Source organism: Niallia oryzisoli, from assembly GCF_043641075.1.
Taxonomy (GTDB): domain Bacteria; phylum Bacillota; class Bacilli; order Bacillales; family Cytobacillaceae; genus Bacillus_BD; species Bacillus_BD oryzisoli_A.
Genome location: NZ_JBHZRC010000005.1, coordinates 109,709 through 127,604 on the forward strand (window position 1 = coordinate 109,709; position 17,896 = coordinate 127,604).

Sequence of the window (17,896 nt, forward strand, 5' to 3'; positions counted from 1 at the left end):
CGAGTGAACTTCGGACAAGAAAGAGCAAAAAAAGCAAGATTGAGTCCGAAGTCGAGTGAACTTCGGACAGGAAAGAGCAGGAAAAGCGAGATTGAGTCCGAAGTCGAGTGAGCTTCGGACAAGAAAGAGTAGAAAAAGCAAGATTGAGTCCGAAGTTGAGTAGTTCAAAGCGTAGGAGAACCAAGGGGACGGTCCCTCGGCCCACATTCACTTATGGACACTGGGACAAAACCTTTTCCTGAAGCTCCTGCCAGAAGAACCCAATCAATTAGATAGAGGGTCCTTTTGTGTGAAACGAAAAATTATGAAAATATTTAGATGATTCTCGATAGATACATATCCTATATGGATGAATAAGATTGTGTTCCGGAGAGAACCAATGAATACACCCCCCATGGTCTACCCCGTGGCCTCCCCCCATGGCTTCAAACTCTTATGACTAAATAATCTCCTGATGTCATGTGGACAACATCTGCTTTCAGTGCTTTTGCAAGATCTGCTGTCATTGTCTTTTGCTCTTCTTCATCTTTGGCCAATAAGGACAATTGCTTTCCACCTATTATTCGGTTTTTATCCAATGTTACAAGTGCGAGAATATCATAATTAGGTTTTGCGCTAGATTCACGTCCCAGTTTTATTTCCTCCCAACCATATTCACATTCATAACAGCCTGGCTTTTTTTACTGCTTTCAAGAAGCGGCGTTTTCTTCACTGCTTCAATTAATTTTTCTTTATCATTAATAATAGGAACTAAAGCGATTACTACTCGACCATTTTCAAAATCTCTACGAGTAAAGTGATGCCTTTTAACCCCCAACGTCCTTGTTGCTTCGAATAGGGCCGCCTGTCTTTGTCCAAAATTCTCTAATGTAACCCGAAAGTGATCTTCTTTGGGAATGATAACCACAGCTATGCCCTCGTCTTGAAACAGTTTTGATGCATTCTCAGATCCAAGGAGGTTGGATACATAAATTCCATCTACAAATAGTTCATCATTTTTTATTTCAATTCGTGCTTCCTTTACTTCTGCAATATCGCCTATCGTTTTTCCCTTTGAAAAGCGTTTTAATATATAGAGAAGTATGAAACCGACAACACAGCCTGAGATTATGTTGATCCAATGTGACTTACTATCGACAAGCTGCATCGTAATAGCTGTTCCTAAAGCTACAAGCAGAGAAAAATAATTTCTAGATTCAAAGGTTTTGGAAATTCCATCGATATAGGCGTCCCCTCGATAGGCATATTCAGTATTTTCCAGGTCCTTTAAACTTTCTCTTTCTGATTTTCTTACATCCCTAAATTGTTGTATGGCTAAGGTTAAAAAGGTAACAGCTACGAAATTTTTAGTCATTAAGGCGGGAATGGCAATTGCCCCTAATGATGCAGCAACAAAGCCGGTTACCAAATGGATCATATACCCATTAGGATAGCTTGGGTACTGTCTGAAATCTTCTTTTATCGTTAAAATACGCGCTATTGTACCAACAACGATTGAAGTAACAATTAAAATAATTTGTTCTTTTGGTATTACTCCGCCCATTAAAATCCCCCATTCTTTATTCGTAGTATTTGGAAAGAGAGGCGTAATAATTAAGTGTTTGATCGGTACATTTTGGTAATTAGATTAGCATTTGGTTTCCTTATTAGTACCAAACGATAAATTCTATTTAAATATTCAAACAATTGTTTGACCATTAAACCCGTTATTGTATATACTAATAATCAAATGAACGTTTGAGTAAGGAGGATAATCCTTTGAAGGAAGAGGAGCTTTTTAAGCAAATAGATGTATGTGAAGTGACCTGCGTGGATGAGGATAAGGTAAATCGGGTAAAACGTTCAATTTCACAGCGGGATACTTTGTCTGCAGCTCAAATATTTAAAGCGTTGTCGGATGACACTAGAATTAAGATTGCTTATGCCTTATGTGAGGAAGCGGAGTTGTGTGTATGTGATGTAGCGAATATTGTGGGCAGTACTACAGCTACTGCTTCGCATCATTTACGACTTCTTCGTAATTTAGGCCTAGCTAAGTATCGTAAGGAAGGTAAATTAGTTTTTTATTCATTAGATGATGATCATGTAAAACAATTGATACAAATCGCCTTTGCACATCAAAAGGAGTTGAGGGACGCATGAGTAATGCTGGGTTAGAGAAATCAGAGGAAAAAACCGTTTACCGGGTGCAGGGATTCACCTGAGCTGGCTGCGCGACAAAGTTCGAAAAGAACGTAAAACACCTGGATGGTGTTTCTGACGCAAGTGTAAACTTTGGTGCTTCAAAACTTACGGTATATGGTGAAACAACCATTGAGGAATTAGAAAAAGCAGGTGCTTTTGAAAATATAAAGACCATTCCTGAAAAGCAAAAATTTGAAGAGAAGAAAGAACCGTTTTTACAAAAACATTCAACCGTTATCGCTTCACTTGTTTTCTTGCTCATTGGGTGGATTGCTGCAGAAATGAATGGGGAAGAGAGTGTTCCATCCATTTTAGCGTATGCTGCTTCTATTTTAGTCGGAGGTTATCGACTTTTTAAAACGGGTTTAAAGAATTTAATTAGTTTACAGTTTGATATGAGAACATTGATGACGATTGCCGTCATTGGTGCAGCTATTATCGGTGAATGGGGCGAGGGTGCAACAGTCGTGATCCTGTTTGCGATAAGTGAAGCTCTTGAGACTTACTCGATGGATAAAGCTCGACAATCCATTCGGTCATTAATGGATATTGCTCCAAAGGAAGCCTTAATACGTAGGGGTAATAAGGAATTTACCGTTGATGTAGACGATATTCAAATCGACGACATTATGATTGTGAAACCAGGGCAAAAAATTGCTATGGATGGCATGGTAGTAAAAGGCTTATCAGCTGTTAATCAAGCGGCCATTACTGGTGAATCTGTCCCTGTTTCAAAAACGATTGATGATGAAGTGTTTGCCGGAACATTGAATGAAGAAGGATTACTTGAAGTGAAAGTAACGAAGCATGTAGATGATACGACGATAGCAAAGATTATTCATTTAGTAGAGGAGGCTCAAGCGGAAAGAGCACCTTCTCAGGCGTTTGTTGATCGATTTGCAAAATACTATACGCCGATCATCATGCTTATTGCCTTGGGTGTAGCTGTAATTCCACCGCTATTCCTTGGTGCAGAGTGGGATAAATGGATTTATCAGGGCTTAGCGGCTCTCGTGGTTGGTTGTCCTTGTGCATTGGTCATTTCCACGCCTGTGTCGATTGTAACGGCAATCGGTAACGCAGCAAGGAATGGTGTTCTGATCAAGGGCGGAATTCATTTAGAGGAAATGGGAGCAATCAAGGCAATTGCCTTTGATAAAACCGGTACCTTAACAAAAGGAATTCCAGTTGTAACAGATTACCTTCCGCAGCCAAATACAGATTCAAATGACTTATTAAAAATTGTTGCTGCATTGGAAAATGGGTCTCAGCATCCATTAGCTTCAGCGATTATGAAGAAAGCTGAGGATGAAAATTTACCTTATCAAAGTGTAACAATAGAGGAGTTCTCTTCTATAACAGGTAAAGGAATTAAAGGAAGAGTTACGGGTAAAACGTATTATGTGGGTAGTCCGAATTTGTTTGAGGAGATCCTAACAGATGGAATTCCAAACAGCCTAAAAGAAAAAATTTCCGAACTGCAAAATCAAGGTAAAACGGTTATGGTGGCGGGAACATCTACCGAAGTTTTAGGGTTACTTGCTGTTGCTGATGAGTTAAGAGAAAACAGTAAGGATGTTATTCAAAAACTTCACTCATTAGGAATTCAAAAAACCATTATGTTAACAGGAGATAACGCAGGAACGGCAAATGCGATTGGAAATCAGGTAGGCGTTTCTGATTTGCAAGCTGAATTGCTACCACAGGATAAATTAACTTTCATTAAGGATCTTAGAAGTAAATATGACCGTGTTGCAATGGTCGGTGACGGTGTAAATGATGCGCCTGCATTAGCTGCTTCTACTGTTGGGGTTGCCATGGGAGGAGCTGGAACGGATACAGCACTTGAAACGGCAGACATCGCCTTAATGGCAGATGATCTCGGTAAACTTCCATTTACGGTGAGGCTGAGCAGGAAAGCTTTGTTTATCATTAAACAAAATATCACGTTTTCTTTAGGAATTAAGCTCGTGGCATTGTTACTAGTGATACCTGGCTGGTTGACTCTTTGGATTGCAATTTTTGCAGATATGGGTGCTACGTTAATTGTCACACTTAATGGCCTGCGACTTTTAAAGGTAAAAGACAAGTAATTAAAAGGCTTCCCACACGACTTGGGAAGCCATATTTGTTCGATTTACAAAACTAGTAAACCTACTTGTATAACTAAATTAACTGCATATCAGTAATGCAAGTGTTGTCACCCTCAAACGTAGATATCTCTGACTCAACTGTTTTGCCACCCTGCTTTATCGTTACCTTATAACTTTTGTCTCGTGGCAGCCATAAATCGATAAATCCGTTCGATTGAGCTGTCATCGTTTCGTCTAGAATCACGTTACCCTCTTTGTCCTCAATGTAAACATCAAATTCTTTGTTCGCCATTTCACCTTGACAACCTGTCAAGCTATGGAATTGTCAAGGATGGGTTTCATTGATGTACGGAGCGATAGAAACAAAAAAGTCTTCTTTTGATAAGTCATACACTTCCTGACTCCCATCACCTTTTGTCACTTGTAGTTCATGCGATGTGATGGAAGCAGATTGATCACTTATCTTACCCGTGCTAAAATCATTGATCAATTCCTTAATATTGGCGGTCTCCTTTTCTGTTACAGTTTTTTCATCCTTTGACCCGCAAGCTGCCAAAAGAGCGATAACGATTATTAAAAAAACTGTAAAGATCGTTTTTTTCATCTACTATTCACCCCTTTGTCTCTCAGAATTCCTAATTTTTCTTCATGGATTGCAAATTAACTTTGGATACAATCACGACACAACAAATTAGAATTTGCTCTCTATTTTATCCTACAAAAAAAGTATGCAGAATTTTTGCAGAAAAGCAGTTTAGCTGATTTACTCTCTTATTTGTTATAAAAGAATTAGCCTTTTGTTTAAAGGTGAACATAAAGTATTGGAAATCTCATTTCAACAGGGTCCTTTTTATCCTTTTAGAAATTTTGAGAAAGTCTTCATATTTTATTCATTAATTAGTTTTATACTAAAGTAGATAGTGAAATTTACACTATGATTAATCTAAATGATAGAAGGAGTATTTATGTATAGTGAAGCTTAAAAGCATTTCTCTCAAGCTTGGATTATGGTTTAGTACAATTTTTATTGCGTTACTTTTAATTTTGGGATTTATTTTATATGGGATATTCACCAATTTTTTGACGGACTTTATTGAACAGGATTTAGTAGCGAGAGGAAATAACCATGCGAGGAATTTAGAGGGACAATTTACTAAGGAAGCTATTGAACATGCTATTGGAATGGAACGAGGTGTGTCCACTAGAATTCTTATAACGGATTCTAATCATCAAATTCTGGGTTCTTCAATAGAACCTAATGAGGATATGATGGAACAGATTAACATTAAAAAATCATTTCATGAAGGGCAGATTTTAGAAAATGATTGGCAGGATCATGAATATATTGTTTCCGTTTCTCCTGTAGGTAATGATTCTGGTTATGTGTATATGTACTATCCCTCTTCTAAATTAAAGGATATGACTTTCGTTATGAGCCTGTTAAGTCTTATCACTAGTTTAGGCATTATGTTCGTTGCATTTGGTCTCATCGGAATTTTATCACGGTTATTTACTAAGCCTCTCCTTTCAATGAAAAATGCCACCATACAAATGGCTCAAGGTCAGTATAAACAAAAAATACCAGTTAAGGGGAACGACGAGATTGCCCAACTTGGAAATTCAATCCAAGCCCTTGGTGAACAGCTTCAGTATTATGAAACAACCAGAAATGAATTTTTGGCTGCTGTGTCTCATGAAATTCGAACACCATTAACCTATATAAAGGGTTATAGTGATGTATTAAGTAAAGGAATTATAGATAGTAGAGAAGAACAGGAAGAATACTTGAAAATTATTACTAAAGAGGTGAATCGGCTTTCCTTTTTAGTGAATGATCTATTTGAAATGAGCAAGCTTCAGGTGGGCAAATTTGAATTAACTAAAGAACCGGCGAAGATGAATGACATTATTAAAAAGATTATCACCAATCTTAAACCTGCTGCGGATAGGAAAGAGCTGGAACTAAAGGGTGAATACAAAGCTGATGTACTTTTCCCTGTTGATGTACGAAGAATGGAACAAGCACTTTATAATCTGATTGAAAACGCGATTAAGTATAGTGATAAAGGAAAGGTTACAGTCATATCTTTCTTACAAAACGAGTTTTTGGTAATAGAAATAAAAGATACCGGTATAGGAATTCCTGAGAAGGATTTAACAAAAATCTGGGAACGGTTTTATCGTGTTGACCAATCTCGAACACGAAAAACTGGAGGTACTGGTCTTGGTTTGTATGTTGCAAAGCAAATTATTGAGTCACACGGCGGTTATATTACCGTGAAAAGTAAAGAAAATGAAGGCTCTGTTTTTTCAATCTTTCTAAAGGCAAAGAGTGAAATATAATCTAGGAGAAAAGACATGATGAAAATCTTAGTTGTTGATGATGAATTTGAAATGCGGCAGCTATTGCGGATTTATTTACGACAGGACAATTATCAAGTAGATGAAGCGGACAATGGTCAAGAGGCATATGAAAAGGTTAAAAAGAATGATTATGATCTTATGATTTTAGATGTCATGATGCCGATTATGGATGGATGGCAGACAATTGAACAAGTAAGGAAAATATCAGAAATTCCTATTATTATGTTAACTGCCAAGGGCTCGATACAGGATAAAGTGACGGGCTTGTCTATAGGTGCTGATGATTATTTAGTCAAACCCTTTGATGAGGCAGAACTATTGGTTCGGGTTAAGGCATTATTGCGGAGGACAAAAGCGAATGAGAAAGCTGAAGTGGATGAGGTATTCAAATATGAAGGAATCATTTTGAATCTTACATCCAGGGAAGCAATATATGAGGATGAGCGGTTAAATCTTACACCAACTGAGTTTGAGCTTTTGGAGGCTTTAATAAAACACAAAGGCAAGGTTTTATCGAGAGAACAGCTTGTGGATTTGATTTGGGGAATTGAATTTACAGGTGACGATCGAACGGTTGATGTACATGTCAAGAATTTACGTGAAAAGCTTAAAGCGGCAGGGATTGGCAGTTCAATCATTCAAACGGTTTGGGGAATTGGATATAAAGTGGAATAAAGGTGAGATGATGAAACGATTATTGCCGATCATATTATTAACAATCTGCATAACAATGGGGATTCTATTCTTGGTATTTGTACTAAGGATGACTTGGTTTACACCTGGACCGATGGGAATGATGATGGGGCCGCATATGATGTATCATCATATGTCGTTCTGGTTTAGTCAAATGTTCTGGATATTGCTGATTATCATTGGTATCGCCTTGATTATATGCTTGGTTATCAGTAAAAAAGGGAAGAAATAATATAGAAAAAGTGGCTTTATATTCGTTTATAAGCTGAAAAAAGTGCAGTGAATCAAGAGATTCCTGTACTTTTTTTATTTATTATGGGTCTTCATATTTTCTTCATGATTGTCTCTTATAGTAAAAGTGGAAGGAACAATGGAAGAGGGGGTTAACAATGATATAACAAAGAAATAAAACCAAGCTTCATATTTTCTTAATTTTTTCAAGGTCAAAATGAAGATAACATAGAAGGAGGAAAAAATGATGATGGGAGCAGGATATTATGGGGGAATGGGAATGGGAGGAGGATTCTTTATGATGTTCATTGGAATGATTGTCATTGGCTTACTGTTGTATTTTGCGATAACCAAACAAAGCACTGGAAATGGACACATGGTGAATACACAGTCTATGCAACATTCAGAAGCACTTGAAATTGTAAAATTAAGACTAGCAAACGGCGAAATTACGGTAGAAGAGTTCGAGCAAATGAAGAAAAATTTGCTATAGGAAGTGGAAGTAACTTAAACTCTAATCCTAAAAAATGAGGAGTGTTTTATCATGAAAAAAACCATTATGATCGGTGCATTAGCTACGGCGCTTATTGCATCAGGTGGAACAGGTTTATATATGGCCTATGCAAAAGAATTGCCTACAAATCCCAATACACTTATGCAAGGGCAGGCCGTTGGTTATGGACAAATGAAAAAAATGATGGAAACAGGAAATATGGAAGATATGAAAAATTTCATGAATGAACAAGGTGTAGATTATGAAGAAATGCAAAAATTCATGGAAAATGGAAATATGAATTACGGACAAATGAAGTCGTATATGAGTAAAATGCATCCTGATCTAACTAATCAGGAACTAGAGGCAATGTATAAAGGTATGCATGGAACTGGGGGTGCATCTCAAAGCCGTAACTTTTAAATAATTATATGTGCTGGATTTTTCTGTCCAAGGAGGAAGTTTACTTATGTTTCTATTACTTATTTTGGCCATTGGTTTTTATCTCTATAAAACTGGAGATCTGCAGAAATTGACTAGCAATAGACAGAATCAATATCGTCATGATCTGAGCGCGGCAAGACGAGTGATTGATGTTAGATACGCATCAGGAAAAATCTCTGCTGAAGAATATATGAATCTTAAAAATATACTATAAAAGTTAGGAAATCAGAGAAACCAATATGGGGTTTAAAGAGAAATGAAAATGGGACCTAGTCGGTGTGCAGTTAGAGAGAACCTAGCGATGTTTAATAAAAATAGAAGTCGGCTAAAGTGCTGACTTCTATTTTTATTTATGATTTAATGCCGTGTATGTGTTTCAATATATGTTTCAAAAGCAGGATGAAATTCTTTTTGAAAATGATTTTCCGGGCATGATTTTATGACAATGGCTTTTAATGTTTCGGAATGCTTTGTTTCTAACACTTTATTACATTTAGGGCAATGGTCTATAAACATTTTTTTCAAAAAGTGCATCACTAGCCTCCTATTCCTTTAAATCCTATGTATATACTATGGATTATACTATAGGATTTTAAATTTTCAATAGGAAAAGAATCCTTTTCATTATCATATGTAAGATATAGTATGTGTGTGATGAAAAGGGTTTATAACATGAAACCTAAATAGTTGACACAATACCCATAAGGGTATAATATAAAAATCGTCAGTTTTAAGCCTTAGGAGGTAATACAGTTATACATGAAGATTATTATTTTATTAATAATTCTAGGTATTATTAATGAATTATTTAAGCGATATTTCCCTGTAGTTGGTGTACGTTATACATCTTTGAAGGACATTGAAGGGAATAGCATACAGGTTTTAGATATAAGAGACTATAACGAGTCTTATACAGAAGCTGTCAAAGGAGCAATCAATATACCGGTTGCTTATCTTAAACGAGGCTATCATGATATCCCTAATAAGAATGTACATTTAGTGACTTCAAGCCTAATTGAAAAAAATCTAGGAACACGTATTTTAAGGAGGAAGGGCTTTCGGATTGTTGGATATACAGTTGTTGATCATAAAAGAATGGTATTAAATGAAAAATTATTAGAAGGTCGATGTTAAGGAGGAGCAACATGGTTTACAATGATTCAGTTAAGAATAGAGTCAAACGCATTGAAGGACAGATAAGAGGAATTATAAGAATGATGGAAGAAAATAAGGATTGCAAGGCTGTCATCACACAGTTATCTGCAGCTAGGACGGCGATTGATCGTACGATTGGAGTCGTAGTAAGCTCTAACCTTATAGAATGTGTGCAAAAAGCGGAAGATCAAGGCGAACCAAGGATGGAAGATCTAGTAAAGGACGCGGTGAACTTACTAGTGAAAAGTCGGTAAAAAAGGTTGACACTTTAATAAATTTTATTTAATATTATACCCATAGTGGTATTGGTATTAATGAAGTTTATAAGAAAAAATAGATATTTTTTTACGGAAAAATATACCCATATAGGTATATGAAAAATAGGATGGAGGTCATCTTGTGACAGAAACAAAAAAGACAACAATTATTCTATTTAGTGGGGAATACGATAAAGCCATGGCTGCCTATATCATTGCAAATGGTGCAGCAGCCTATGATCATGAAGTAACGATTTTTCATACGTTTTGGGGCCTAAATGCCCTTCGTAGAGATGAAAATATTCAGGTGAAAAAAGGGTTCATGGAAAAAATGTTTGGGAAGATGATGCCTAGGGGTGCAGATAAAATGGGTCTCTCAAAAATGAACTTTGCAGGCTTCGGTCCTAAAATGATTAAAGACGTTATGAAAAAGCATAATGCAATGCCATTGCCACAGTTAATAGAGATGGCTCAAGAACAGGATGTGAAGCTGGTAGCCTGTACAATGACAATGGATTTACTAGGCCTGCAAAAGGAGGAGCTGCTTGATCATATCGAATACGCCGGGGTGGCTGCGTACTTAGCAGATGCACAAGAAGGAAACGTTAATCTATTTATTTAAATTAGGAGGGATTAGCTTTGGAATATCTCAATTATATTTTGTTAGCACTACTTCTATTTTTGATTATCCAACGCTTTGTTCCAGCAAAGGGTGTTCGAAATATATCAACGACAGACTTAAAAGGTGAATTAAAAAATAAAAACATGCAATTTGTAGATGTCCGAACACCTGGAGAGTATAAAGGAAAGCATATTAGAGAATTTAAAAATATCCCATTGCACCAGCTTGCCCAAAAAGCTGAGAAAGAACTATCTAAGGAAAAAGAGGTTATCGTGATCTGTCAAAGTGGAATGAGAAGTCAAAAGGCAAGTAAAACGTTAAAGAGGTTGGGATTTAAAAAAGTAACAAATGTAAAAGGCGGAATGAACACCTGGAGCTAATACAAACTTTAAGGAGGAAAATAGAATGAAAGAAATAACAGCAAAAAACGTTGAGACTTTATTAGGAAAAGGTGACGAATTAAATATTATTGATGTTCGGGAAGTGGATGAAGTAGCAACGGGGAAAATTCCTGGTGCTGTAAATATTCCATTGGGATTAGTTGAATTTCGTATGCATGAGCTAGATAAATCAAAGGAGTACATCATGGTATGTCGTTCTGGAGGCAGGAGTAGTCGTGCTTCACAGTTTCTTGAAAATCATGGATTTCGTGTCGTGAATATGACGGGCGGGATGCTGTCATGGGAAGGTAAAATGGATTAATTATCAGTTTAATACTAGATATTTATAGGAGGCTTCAAGATGGTACAGATTAAAGCAAATGAAATGGTAGATGCAAAAGGATTAGCGTGCCCTATGCCAATTGTCAAAACGAAAAAGGCGATGAAAGAATTAAAAGCCGGCCATGTTCTAGAGGTTCAGGCAACCGATAAAGGGTCAAAAGCTGACATGAAAGCATGGGCTGAAAGTACAGGACATCACTATTTAGGCACCCTTGAAGAAGGGGAAGTATTAAAGCATTACTTAAGAAAGTCATCGTCTAATGAAACAATGGAGAAAAAATATCAAAACGTAACTACAAATGAGGAACTGGAAAATAAATTAAAGGAAAATGAAAAAGTTGTTGTTATCGATGTAAGGGAAGAAGCGGAATATGCCTTTAACCATATTCCGGTTGCTATCTCTATTCCTCTAGGGGCATTAGAGGAACGTTTAAATGAATTAAACAAAGATGATGAAATATATGTTATCTGTCGTACAGGAAGCCGAAGTGATTTTGCTGCACAAAAGTTGATGGAACATGGTTTTATGAATGTCGTGAATGTCTTACCAGGTATGAGCCAATGGTCCGGTGAAACGACAAGTGACTATAAATAACTAAATAGGTATAAAATCAGATAAAAAAATTTTTAATCTCAAATATACCATAGGGGGTAAGTTGAATGTCTGTATCAGTAATAACTTCAAAAGAAGTAACGAATAAAATCTTCAATAAAGAAAAATTCTTTATTCTTGATGTGCGAAACGAAAGTGATTTTCAAGATTGGAAAATTGAAGGAGACAACTTAGAGTACTTAAACATACCTTATTTTGAATTACTTGATGGTGTTGAGGAAATCCTTGAGAAAATCCCTACAGATAAAGAGGTTTTAGTGGTTTGTGCGAAAGAAGGTTCATCGATCATGGTGGCAGAAATGCTTTCCGAAGCAGGCTTAACTGTGTCATATTTAAAGGGTGGCATGAAAGCATGGAGTGAGCATTTAGAGCCTGTTAAAGTAGATGATCTAAAAGATGGTGGTGCCATTTATCAGTTTGTAAGAATCGGGAAAGGCTGCCTATCCTATATGGTTGTTTCAAATGGGGAGGCTGCGCTTTTTGATGCCACTCGTATGACTGATATTTATCTTGATTTTGCTACCAGTATTGGAGCAAAAATAACACATGTATTTGATACACACCTTCATGCTGACCATATTTCTGGAGGACGACTAATTGCTGAGAAAACGAAAGCCACCTACTGGCTTCCTCCAAAGGATGCAACAGAAGTAACATTTGAATATCGACCATTAGAAGATAATCATAACGTAATGATTGGAAATACAACTATAAATATTCATGCATTGTATTCACCAGGTCACACAATTGGCTCGACTTCTTTTGTGGTAGATCGAAAGTTTTTATTATCAGGGGATATTTTATTTATTGATTCCATTGGAAGACCTGATTTAGCTGGTAAAGCAGAAGACTGGGTTGATGATTTAAGAGAAACTCTTTATAAGCGTTATAGAGAATTGTCTGAAGACCTCATTGTACTTCCCGCACATTTTATGATTATGGATGAATTAAATGAAGATGGAAGTGTTTCAGAGAAATTAGGTACACTGTTTGCTAAAAACCATGGTCTAAAAATCGAAGACGAAACTGAATTTAGAAAATTAGTAACGGAGAATTTACCACCGCAGCCGAATGCCTATCAACAAATACGTGAAACCAATATGGGTAAAATAAATCCTGACATTGAAGAACAACGTGAGATGGAAATTGGACCTAATCGCTGCGCAGTTCGCTAATTTTAAACTTAGGAGGAATAAAAAATGGAAGCAACAAAAGTATTAGATGCAACGGGATTAGCCTGTCCAATGCCAATTGTTAAAACAAAAAAGGCCATATCAGAGCTAGAATCAGGGCAAGTATTAGAAGTTCATACAACAGATAAAGGGGCAAAAAATGATCTTAGTGCCTGGGCAAAATCAGGTGGGCATGAGCTTCTAAAACATGCTGAAGAAAACAATGTGTTAAAATTTTGGATAAAAAAAGGATAGAAATATAGGGAGCCAAACCAGGTTCCCTTTTCTTAAAAAGAGGGATCATATGGATATAAGTTTTATTATCACGATCTTCCTAATTGGAATTATTGGGTCATTTATTTCTGGAATGTTAGGAATAGGCGGAGCTATTATAAATTATCCAATGCTATTATATATTCCTGCTGCACTTGGAGTAGCTTCATTTACTGCACATGAAGTTTCGGGAATTACAGCTATACAGGTATTCTTTGCAACAATGGGCGGAGTTTTTGCTTATCGTAAGGGAGGGTACCTAAATAAAACGCTCATTACTTATATGGGAATTAGCATTTTGATCGGAAGCTTAATTGGCGGATTAGGTTCTACCAATATGTCCGAAATCGGAATAAATATCGTCTATGGAATTTTAGCCTTACTTGCCGTTATCATGATGTTTATCCCTAAAAAGGGTATTGATGATATTCCGTTAAATCAGGTGAAGTTTAACAAGTGGCTTGCAGCACTACTTGCCTTTATCGTTGGGATTGGAGCGGGTATTGTAGGTGCTGGCGGAGCGTTTTTACTCGTACCGATTATGCTTACCGTATTAAAGATTCCAACGAGAATGACGATTGCCTCTTCTCTAGCCATTACCCTCATTTCATCAATTGGTGCAATCACGGGGAAGCTCTCGACTGGACAAGTAGAAATCCTTCCCTCTCTTATTATGGTTGTAGCGAGTTTGATTGCATCTCCACTAGGAGCAAATGCCGGTAAAAGAATGAACACGAAAGTACTGCAAGTTATTATGGGAATATTAATCTTGAGTATAGCAGTTAAGACATGGGTGGATATATTAGGGGTCTGAAAATGATTCGTATGCACAAACGATTACTATGTCTTTTTAATCAAGTACTAATAATAGGATCATCAGGATGGCTGCCAACGGCTTCAATAGTAATGATAACCATATGTGGTAAACAGACAACTGCAGGACCGGGTTCTGAAATGTAGCCGGTTTTAATACAGATTTGTTCAGGACATGTAGAGGATTGAATGCGGATCTTCTCGTCCTTTACTTCCACTACATTTGGATTGCATTCAATCTCTGGAAAATTGAAAGTTTCTGTTCCTTTGTGTCCTGTCAATGTGATGCGTTCTAATTCCTGATTTTTACTAGAAATAACGGCAACATATTCAATGCTCTCTGATTGGGCCTCAACCTTTGACTGTTGGTAGCTGAATACAGTCACGGGTATAAAGGAGATGAGGACAAGTACTATTGTAATGATGATATCCCAGGTTTTTATCATATGAAATGCTTTCTGCAATGTAGATACTCTCCTTACCTTAACAAGTAAGATTAGATTACTTTAAACATTTGAAGATTCTGTGCAGAAAGTTAAGATGGTAGAAGAAATATGCCCGGTTGGGGTTAAAAGTAAAGGTTAGTCTGTCAGAAGGCAGCCATTCTTTCGATAGCTTGAAGGGAATTAATGGGAGGTCTGTCAGAAGGCAGCTGTTCTTTTGACAGCTTGAAGGGAATTAATGGGAGGTCTGTTAGAAGGCAGCCATTCTTGCGACAGCTTGAACGGAATTAATGGGAAGTCTGTCAGAAGGCAGCCGTTCTTCTGACAGCGTGAGCGGAATTAATGGGAGGTCTGTCAGAAGGCAGCCATTTTTGCGACAGCTTGAACGGAATTATTAGGAAGTCTGTCAGAAGGCAGCCGTTCTTTCGACAGATTGAACGGAATTAATGGGAGGTTTGTCAGAAGGCAGCCATTCTTTCGACAGATTGAACGGAATTAATGGGAGGTTTGTCAGAAGGCAGCCATTCTTTCGACAGCGTGAGCGGAATTAATGGGAGGTCTGTCAGAAGGCAGCCATTCTTCTGACAGCTTGAATGGATTATGAAGGAGGTCTGTCAGAAGGCAGCCGTTCTTTCGACAGTTTGAACGGAATTAATGGGAAGTCTGTCAGAAGGCAGCCGTTCTTCTGACAGCTTGAATGGATTATGAAGGAAGTCTGTCAGAAGGCAGCCATTCTTCTGAAAGCTTGAATAATTTCCAAAAGACCTGTCAGAATAATCTATTGAACCAATAATCCCTGGCGATGTTTATAAGGTCTTTGGCGGGGTTACTTAAGTAGGTTCCTTTTTTATAGGATGTGCATATTTCCCAAACGGGTCTTTGCTCGATTGAAAAATAGGCGACGTTAGCGTTTGGCTTGGCATAGGTTATTGGAATCACGGAACAGCATATTCCTTCTGCAGCCATATGATATAAGTTGTGACAGCTCCTTGTTTCTAGCAATATATGTGGATGAAAATCCATGTCAGCTGTAAGGTTATCGTAAATCTCCCGGAGAGTGGAACCTTTCTGCATAATAGCAAATGAATCATTTTTAAAGCAATCTAAGCTGATTTCAGGAAGTGCATTACCTGGTTTTCCTCCCAAGTGGGCTAGGGGGTGTGTCCCCGGAACAGCTAGAATAATATCCTCCAAACAGATTTGAATATATTCATCACCTGATTTTTGAAAATCCTGTAGGGTTAAAAATCCAATATCTAGATTCCCCATTGAAATCTCATGCTGCTGTTGTTTGACGGATAATTCAATTGGCTCAATGGTGATATTGGGGTATTTTTTATAAAAAACCGGATAGATGGAGGCGAACATCTCTGAACCGCGTTCAGGAGCTAAACCAATTCTCATCCTACCTTTTTTTAACTCAAGTAAATCAGTTATCTGGTTGTAGGTGTCTTTTTTTAAAAGAACCATTTTTTTTGCATTTTCAATATAAATTTCTCCCGCTCGTGTCAGCTGCCAATTGGTTCTTGAACGGATAAATAGCTGCGTTCCCAGCTCCTTCTCTAATTTTAAGAGCTGCTGATTTAATGCCGATTGAGTGATAAAAAGTTTTTCTGCTGCTTTCGTAATATTATTTTCCTCAGCAATTTTAATCATATATTCTAACTGCTTAAGCTCCACTTCACATTCCCTCCTTACTCTTAATTTTTCTAAGAGAACTCTCAAAATAATCACTTTTACTAATTAGATAATAGAAGAATACAATGGTTTTAAAAATAGAACAAGTGTCTAGGAGGCGACTATGGGAAAAAGTTATATTAAATTGAATGGTATCGATAACGTTGCTATTACGGTAAATGCTATTCCTACTGGCACGATGATCATGGAAGATATTGTGGCAAATCAGGATATACCCCAAGGACACAAAATTGCATTATGTAATCTGGCAGAAGGTGAGGCGATTATTCGCTATGGCGTCACCTTAGGATATGCAACTCAACCGATCAAAAAAGGCGATTGGATTCATGATCATATGCTAAAGCTTCCTGTCCCTCCAGCCTTAGAAGATATACGATTTGGAACTAATTTGGTAAATGAGTTGCCTGAACCTCCAGTTAGAACCTTTATGGGCTATCCGAACAAAAATGGCGGCTATGCCGGAACTAGAAATATATTAGGGATTGTGACAACCGTTCAATGTGTAACAGGTATACTAAATAACGCTGTGAAAAAAATTAAACAAGAGCTGCTGCCAAAGTACCGAAACGTAGAGGGCGTTGTAGCGATAAACCACGCATATGGCTGCGGTGTAGCGATCAATGCCCCTGAAGCAAATATCCCCATTCGAATGCTCCAAAATATGGTCTAGCATCCGAATTTCGGGGGAGAGACAATGATCATCTCTTTAGGATGTGAAAAGCTAACATTAGACATGCTGCTGGATACGGAATACAACACCCCTGACAATGTCATAACGTTTCAAAATGAAATGGGTCATGATGCCATCATAGCCAAGATCATGAAAATGGCTGAAAACAAGCTGAGGATATTGAATGAAAGGGAACGCGTGGAACTGCCGCTTTCACAATTATGTATCGGCTTACAATGCGGTGGAAGCGATGCTTTCTCTGGGGTAACCGCAAATCCTTCTGCAGGATATGCTTCGGATATGCTGGTCAATGCGGGTGCAACTGTTATGTTTTCTGAAGTAACAGAGGTTCGTGATGGTGTCCATATTATCGGTGAACGCTGTGTAAATGAGGAAGTTGGGAAAAAATTAGCTGATGAGATGAAATGGTACGATCAATATTTGAATAATGGTCATGTTGACCGTTCAGCGAATCCGACTCCTGGTAATAAAAAGGGTGGTCTATCTAATATTGTTGAAAAAGCAATGGGCTCGATTGCTAAGTCTGGTACCTCTCCGATTGTAGAGGTTTTGTCACCAGGAGAAAGACCAACGAAAAAAGGGATGATCTTTGCGGCAACCCCGGCAAGTGACTTTGTCTGTGGTTCATGCCAATTATCTAGTGGAATTACGCTTCAAGTTTTTATGACAGGACGAGGAACTCCATACGGTTTACAAGCAGCACCGGTAATAAAAGTATGTTCCAGGAATGATATGAAACAAATGTGGCAGGATTTGATAGATGTGAATGCAGGACCCATTGCAACAGGTGAATCAACGATTGAGGAAATTGGCACGCTGCTATTTAACGAAATTATTGATGTTGCAAGTGGTCGTAAACAAACCCTTGCAGAAAAGTACGAAATCTATAATGATTTTACACTTTTCAATCCGGCTCCCATTACCTGATAATAAAT

23 protein-coding genes and 1 pseudogene are annotated in these 17,896 nt (G+C 37.5%); 18 read left to right on the top strand and 6 right to left on the bottom strand.

Going from position 1 to position 17,896, the window contains the following annotated elements:
- Window positions 1–425: 425 nt before the first annotated feature.
- Window positions 426–638 carry a capping complex subunit for YIEGIA gene (locus ACHUFV_RS16045; protein WP_394236138.1) on the bottom strand — a complete coding sequence of 71 codons (213 nt, stop codon included), beginning with the start codon at window positions 636–638 and terminating at the stop codon, window positions 426–428.
- Window positions 635–1,543, bottom strand: coding sequence for a YIEGIA family protein (locus tag ACHUFV_RS16050; protein ID WP_394235859.1), 909 nt, complete (start codon window positions 1,541–1,543; stop codon window positions 635–637). Before ACHUFV_RS16050 ends, ACHUFV_RS16045 begins: the two co-directional genes overlap by 4 nt.
- Window positions 1,544–1,758: 215 nt before the next feature.
- Between ACHUFV_RS16050 and ACHUFV_RS16055 the strand changes: the two genes are divergently transcribed.
- Together ACHUFV_RS16055 and ACHUFV_RS16060 are read left to right on the top strand one after the other, a co-directional pair.
- Window positions 1,759–2,142, top strand: a complete 384-nt coding sequence (locus ACHUFV_RS16055; RefSeq protein WP_394235861.1) for an ArsR/SmtB family transcription factor — start codon at window positions 1,759–1,761, stop codon at window positions 2,140–2,142.
- On the top strand, window positions 2,139–4,277 hold the full coding sequence (locus ACHUFV_RS16060) for a heavy metal translocating P-type ATPase (protein ID WP_394235863.1): 2,139 nt from the start codon (window positions 2,139–2,141) through the stop codon (window positions 4,275–4,277). The genes ACHUFV_RS16055 and ACHUFV_RS16060 overlap by 4 nt, the downstream gene beginning before the upstream one ends.
- A gap of 73 nt (window positions 4,278–4,350) precedes the next feature.
- On the opposite strand, the gene ACHUFV_RS16065 is transcribed toward ACHUFV_RS16060, so the two are convergent.
- Complete coding sequence (locus tag ACHUFV_RS16065) at window positions 4,351–4,881, bottom strand: CueP family metal-binding protein (RefSeq protein WP_394235865.1); 531 nt, start codon at window positions 4,879–4,881, stop codon at window positions 4,351–4,353.
- Window positions 4,882–5,249: 368 nt separating this feature from the next.
- Between ACHUFV_RS16065 and ACHUFV_RS16070 the strand changes: the two genes are divergently transcribed.
- From ACHUFV_RS16070 to ACHUFV_RS16095, 6 genes are all read left to right on the top strand, one after another.
- Window positions 5,250–6,620: a sensor histidine kinase gene (locus tag ACHUFV_RS16070; RefSeq protein WP_394235867.1), complete on the top strand. Its 1,371-nt coding sequence runs from the start codon at window positions 5,250–5,252 to the stop codon at window positions 6,618–6,620.
- 15 nt (window positions 6,621–6,635) lie between these two features.
- Entirely contained in the window at window positions 6,636–7,316 is a 681-nt protein-coding gene (locus tag ACHUFV_RS16075; RefSeq protein ID WP_394235869.1) for a response regulator transcription factor, read from the top strand.
- Window positions 7,297–7,566 (top strand): hypothetical protein, encoded by a 270-nt coding sequence (locus tag ACHUFV_RS16080; protein ID WP_394235871.1) that lies wholly within the window; start codon window positions 7,297–7,299, stop codon window positions 7,564–7,566. Before ACHUFV_RS16075 ends, ACHUFV_RS16080 begins: the two co-directional genes overlap by 20 nt.
- 246 nt (window positions 7,567–7,812) lie before the next feature.
- Entirely contained in the window at window positions 7,813–8,058 is a 246-nt protein-coding gene (locus ACHUFV_RS16085) for an SHOCT domain-containing protein (RefSeq protein WP_394235873.1), read from the top strand.
- 51 nt (window positions 8,059–8,109) lie between these two features.
- Complete coding sequence (locus ACHUFV_RS16090) at window positions 8,110–8,481, top strand: hypothetical protein (RefSeq protein ID WP_394235874.1); 372 nt, start codon at window positions 8,110–8,112, stop codon at window positions 8,479–8,481.
- 46 nt (window positions 8,482–8,527) lie between these two features.
- Window positions 8,528–8,716 carry an SHOCT domain-containing protein gene (locus ACHUFV_RS16095; RefSeq protein WP_394235875.1) on the top strand — a complete coding sequence of 63 codons (189 nt, stop codon included), beginning with the start codon at window positions 8,528–8,530 and terminating at the stop codon, window positions 8,714–8,716.
- A gap of 143 nt (window positions 8,717–8,859) precedes the next feature.
- Here ACHUFV_RS16095 and ACHUFV_RS16100 read toward each other — a convergent pair whose 3' ends face one another.
- Window positions 8,860–9,036, bottom strand: coding sequence for a hypothetical protein (locus ACHUFV_RS16100; RefSeq protein ID WP_394235876.1), 177 nt, complete (start codon window positions 9,034–9,036; stop codon window positions 8,860–8,862).
- Window positions 9,037–9,261: 225 nt separating this feature from the next.
- Here ACHUFV_RS16100 and ACHUFV_RS16105 point away from each other — a divergent pair, with 225 nt between their 5' ends.
- The 9 genes from ACHUFV_RS16105 (at window position 9,262) to ACHUFV_RS16145 (ending at window position 14,130) form a co-directional block, all read left to right on the top strand.
- On the top strand, window positions 9,262–9,636 hold the full coding sequence (locus ACHUFV_RS16105; RefSeq protein ID WP_394235878.1) for a rhodanese-like domain-containing protein: 375 nt from the start codon (window positions 9,262–9,264) through the stop codon (window positions 9,634–9,636).
- A gap of 11 nt (window positions 9,637–9,647) precedes the next feature.
- Complete coding sequence (locus ACHUFV_RS16110) at window positions 9,648–9,911, top strand: metal-sensitive transcriptional regulator (protein WP_394235880.1); 264 nt, start codon at window positions 9,648–9,650, stop codon at window positions 9,909–9,911.
- A 145-nt stretch (window positions 9,912–10,056) separates the two neighbouring features.
- Window positions 10,057–10,536 carry a DsrE/DsrF/DrsH-like family protein gene (locus tag ACHUFV_RS16115; RefSeq protein WP_394235882.1) on the top strand — a complete coding sequence of 160 codons (480 nt, stop codon included), beginning with the start codon at window positions 10,057–10,059 and terminating at the stop codon, window positions 10,534–10,536.
- 17 nt (window positions 10,537–10,553) lie between these two features.
- Entirely contained in the window at window positions 10,554–10,916 is a 363-nt protein-coding gene (locus tag ACHUFV_RS16120; RefSeq protein WP_394235883.1) for a rhodanese-like domain-containing protein, read from the top strand.
- Window positions 10,917–10,941: 25 nt separating this feature from the next.
- Window positions 10,942–11,238: a rhodanese-like domain-containing protein gene (locus tag ACHUFV_RS16125; RefSeq protein WP_394235885.1), complete on the top strand. Its 297-nt coding sequence runs from the start codon at window positions 10,942–10,944 to the stop codon at window positions 11,236–11,238.
- A 39-nt stretch (window positions 11,239–11,277) separates the two neighbouring features.
- Window positions 11,278–11,853 (top strand): sulfurtransferase TusA family protein, encoded by a 576-nt coding sequence (locus ACHUFV_RS16130; RefSeq protein WP_394235887.1) that lies wholly within the window; start codon window positions 11,278–11,280, stop codon window positions 11,851–11,853.
- Window positions 11,854–11,918: 65 nt separating this feature from the next.
- Entirely contained in the window at window positions 11,919–13,046 is a 1,128-nt protein-coding gene (locus tag ACHUFV_RS16135; RefSeq protein ID WP_394235889.1) for an MBL fold metallo-hydrolase, read from the top strand.
- Window positions 13,047–13,070: 24 nt separating this feature from the next.
- Window positions 13,071–13,298 carry a sulfurtransferase TusA family protein gene (locus ACHUFV_RS16140; RefSeq protein ID WP_394235890.1) on the top strand — a complete coding sequence of 76 codons (228 nt, stop codon included), beginning with the start codon at window positions 13,071–13,073 and terminating at the stop codon, window positions 13,296–13,298.
- A gap of 49 nt (window positions 13,299–13,347) precedes the next feature.
- Window positions 13,348–14,130: a sulfite exporter TauE/SafE family protein gene (locus tag ACHUFV_RS16145; RefSeq protein WP_394235891.1), complete on the top strand. Its 783-nt coding sequence runs from the start codon at window positions 13,348–13,350 to the stop codon at window positions 14,128–14,130.
- Between the two features lie 40 nt (window positions 14,131–14,170).
- Here the strand turns inward: ACHUFV_RS16145 and ACHUFV_RS16150 are convergent, their stop codons facing one another.
- Both ACHUFV_RS16150 and ACHUFV_RS16155 read right to left on the bottom strand, forming a co-directional pair.
- A complete protein-coding gene (locus tag ACHUFV_RS16150; protein ID WP_394235892.1) occupies window positions 14,171–14,593 on the bottom strand; it encodes a NusG domain II-containing protein in 423 nt (140 codons plus the stop codon).
- Between the two features lie 747 nt (window positions 14,594–15,340).
- Window positions 15,341–16,252, bottom strand: coding sequence for a LysR family transcriptional regulator (locus ACHUFV_RS16155; protein ID WP_394235893.1), 912 nt, complete (start codon window positions 16,250–16,252; stop codon window positions 15,341–15,343).
- A 121-nt stretch (window positions 16,253–16,373) separates the two neighbouring features.
- Here ACHUFV_RS16155 and garD point away from each other — a divergent pair.
- A pseudogene (garD, locus tag ACHUFV_RS16160) lies at window positions 16,374–17,888 on the top strand (galactarate dehydratase).
- Window positions 17,889–17,896 lie beyond the last annotated feature (8 nt).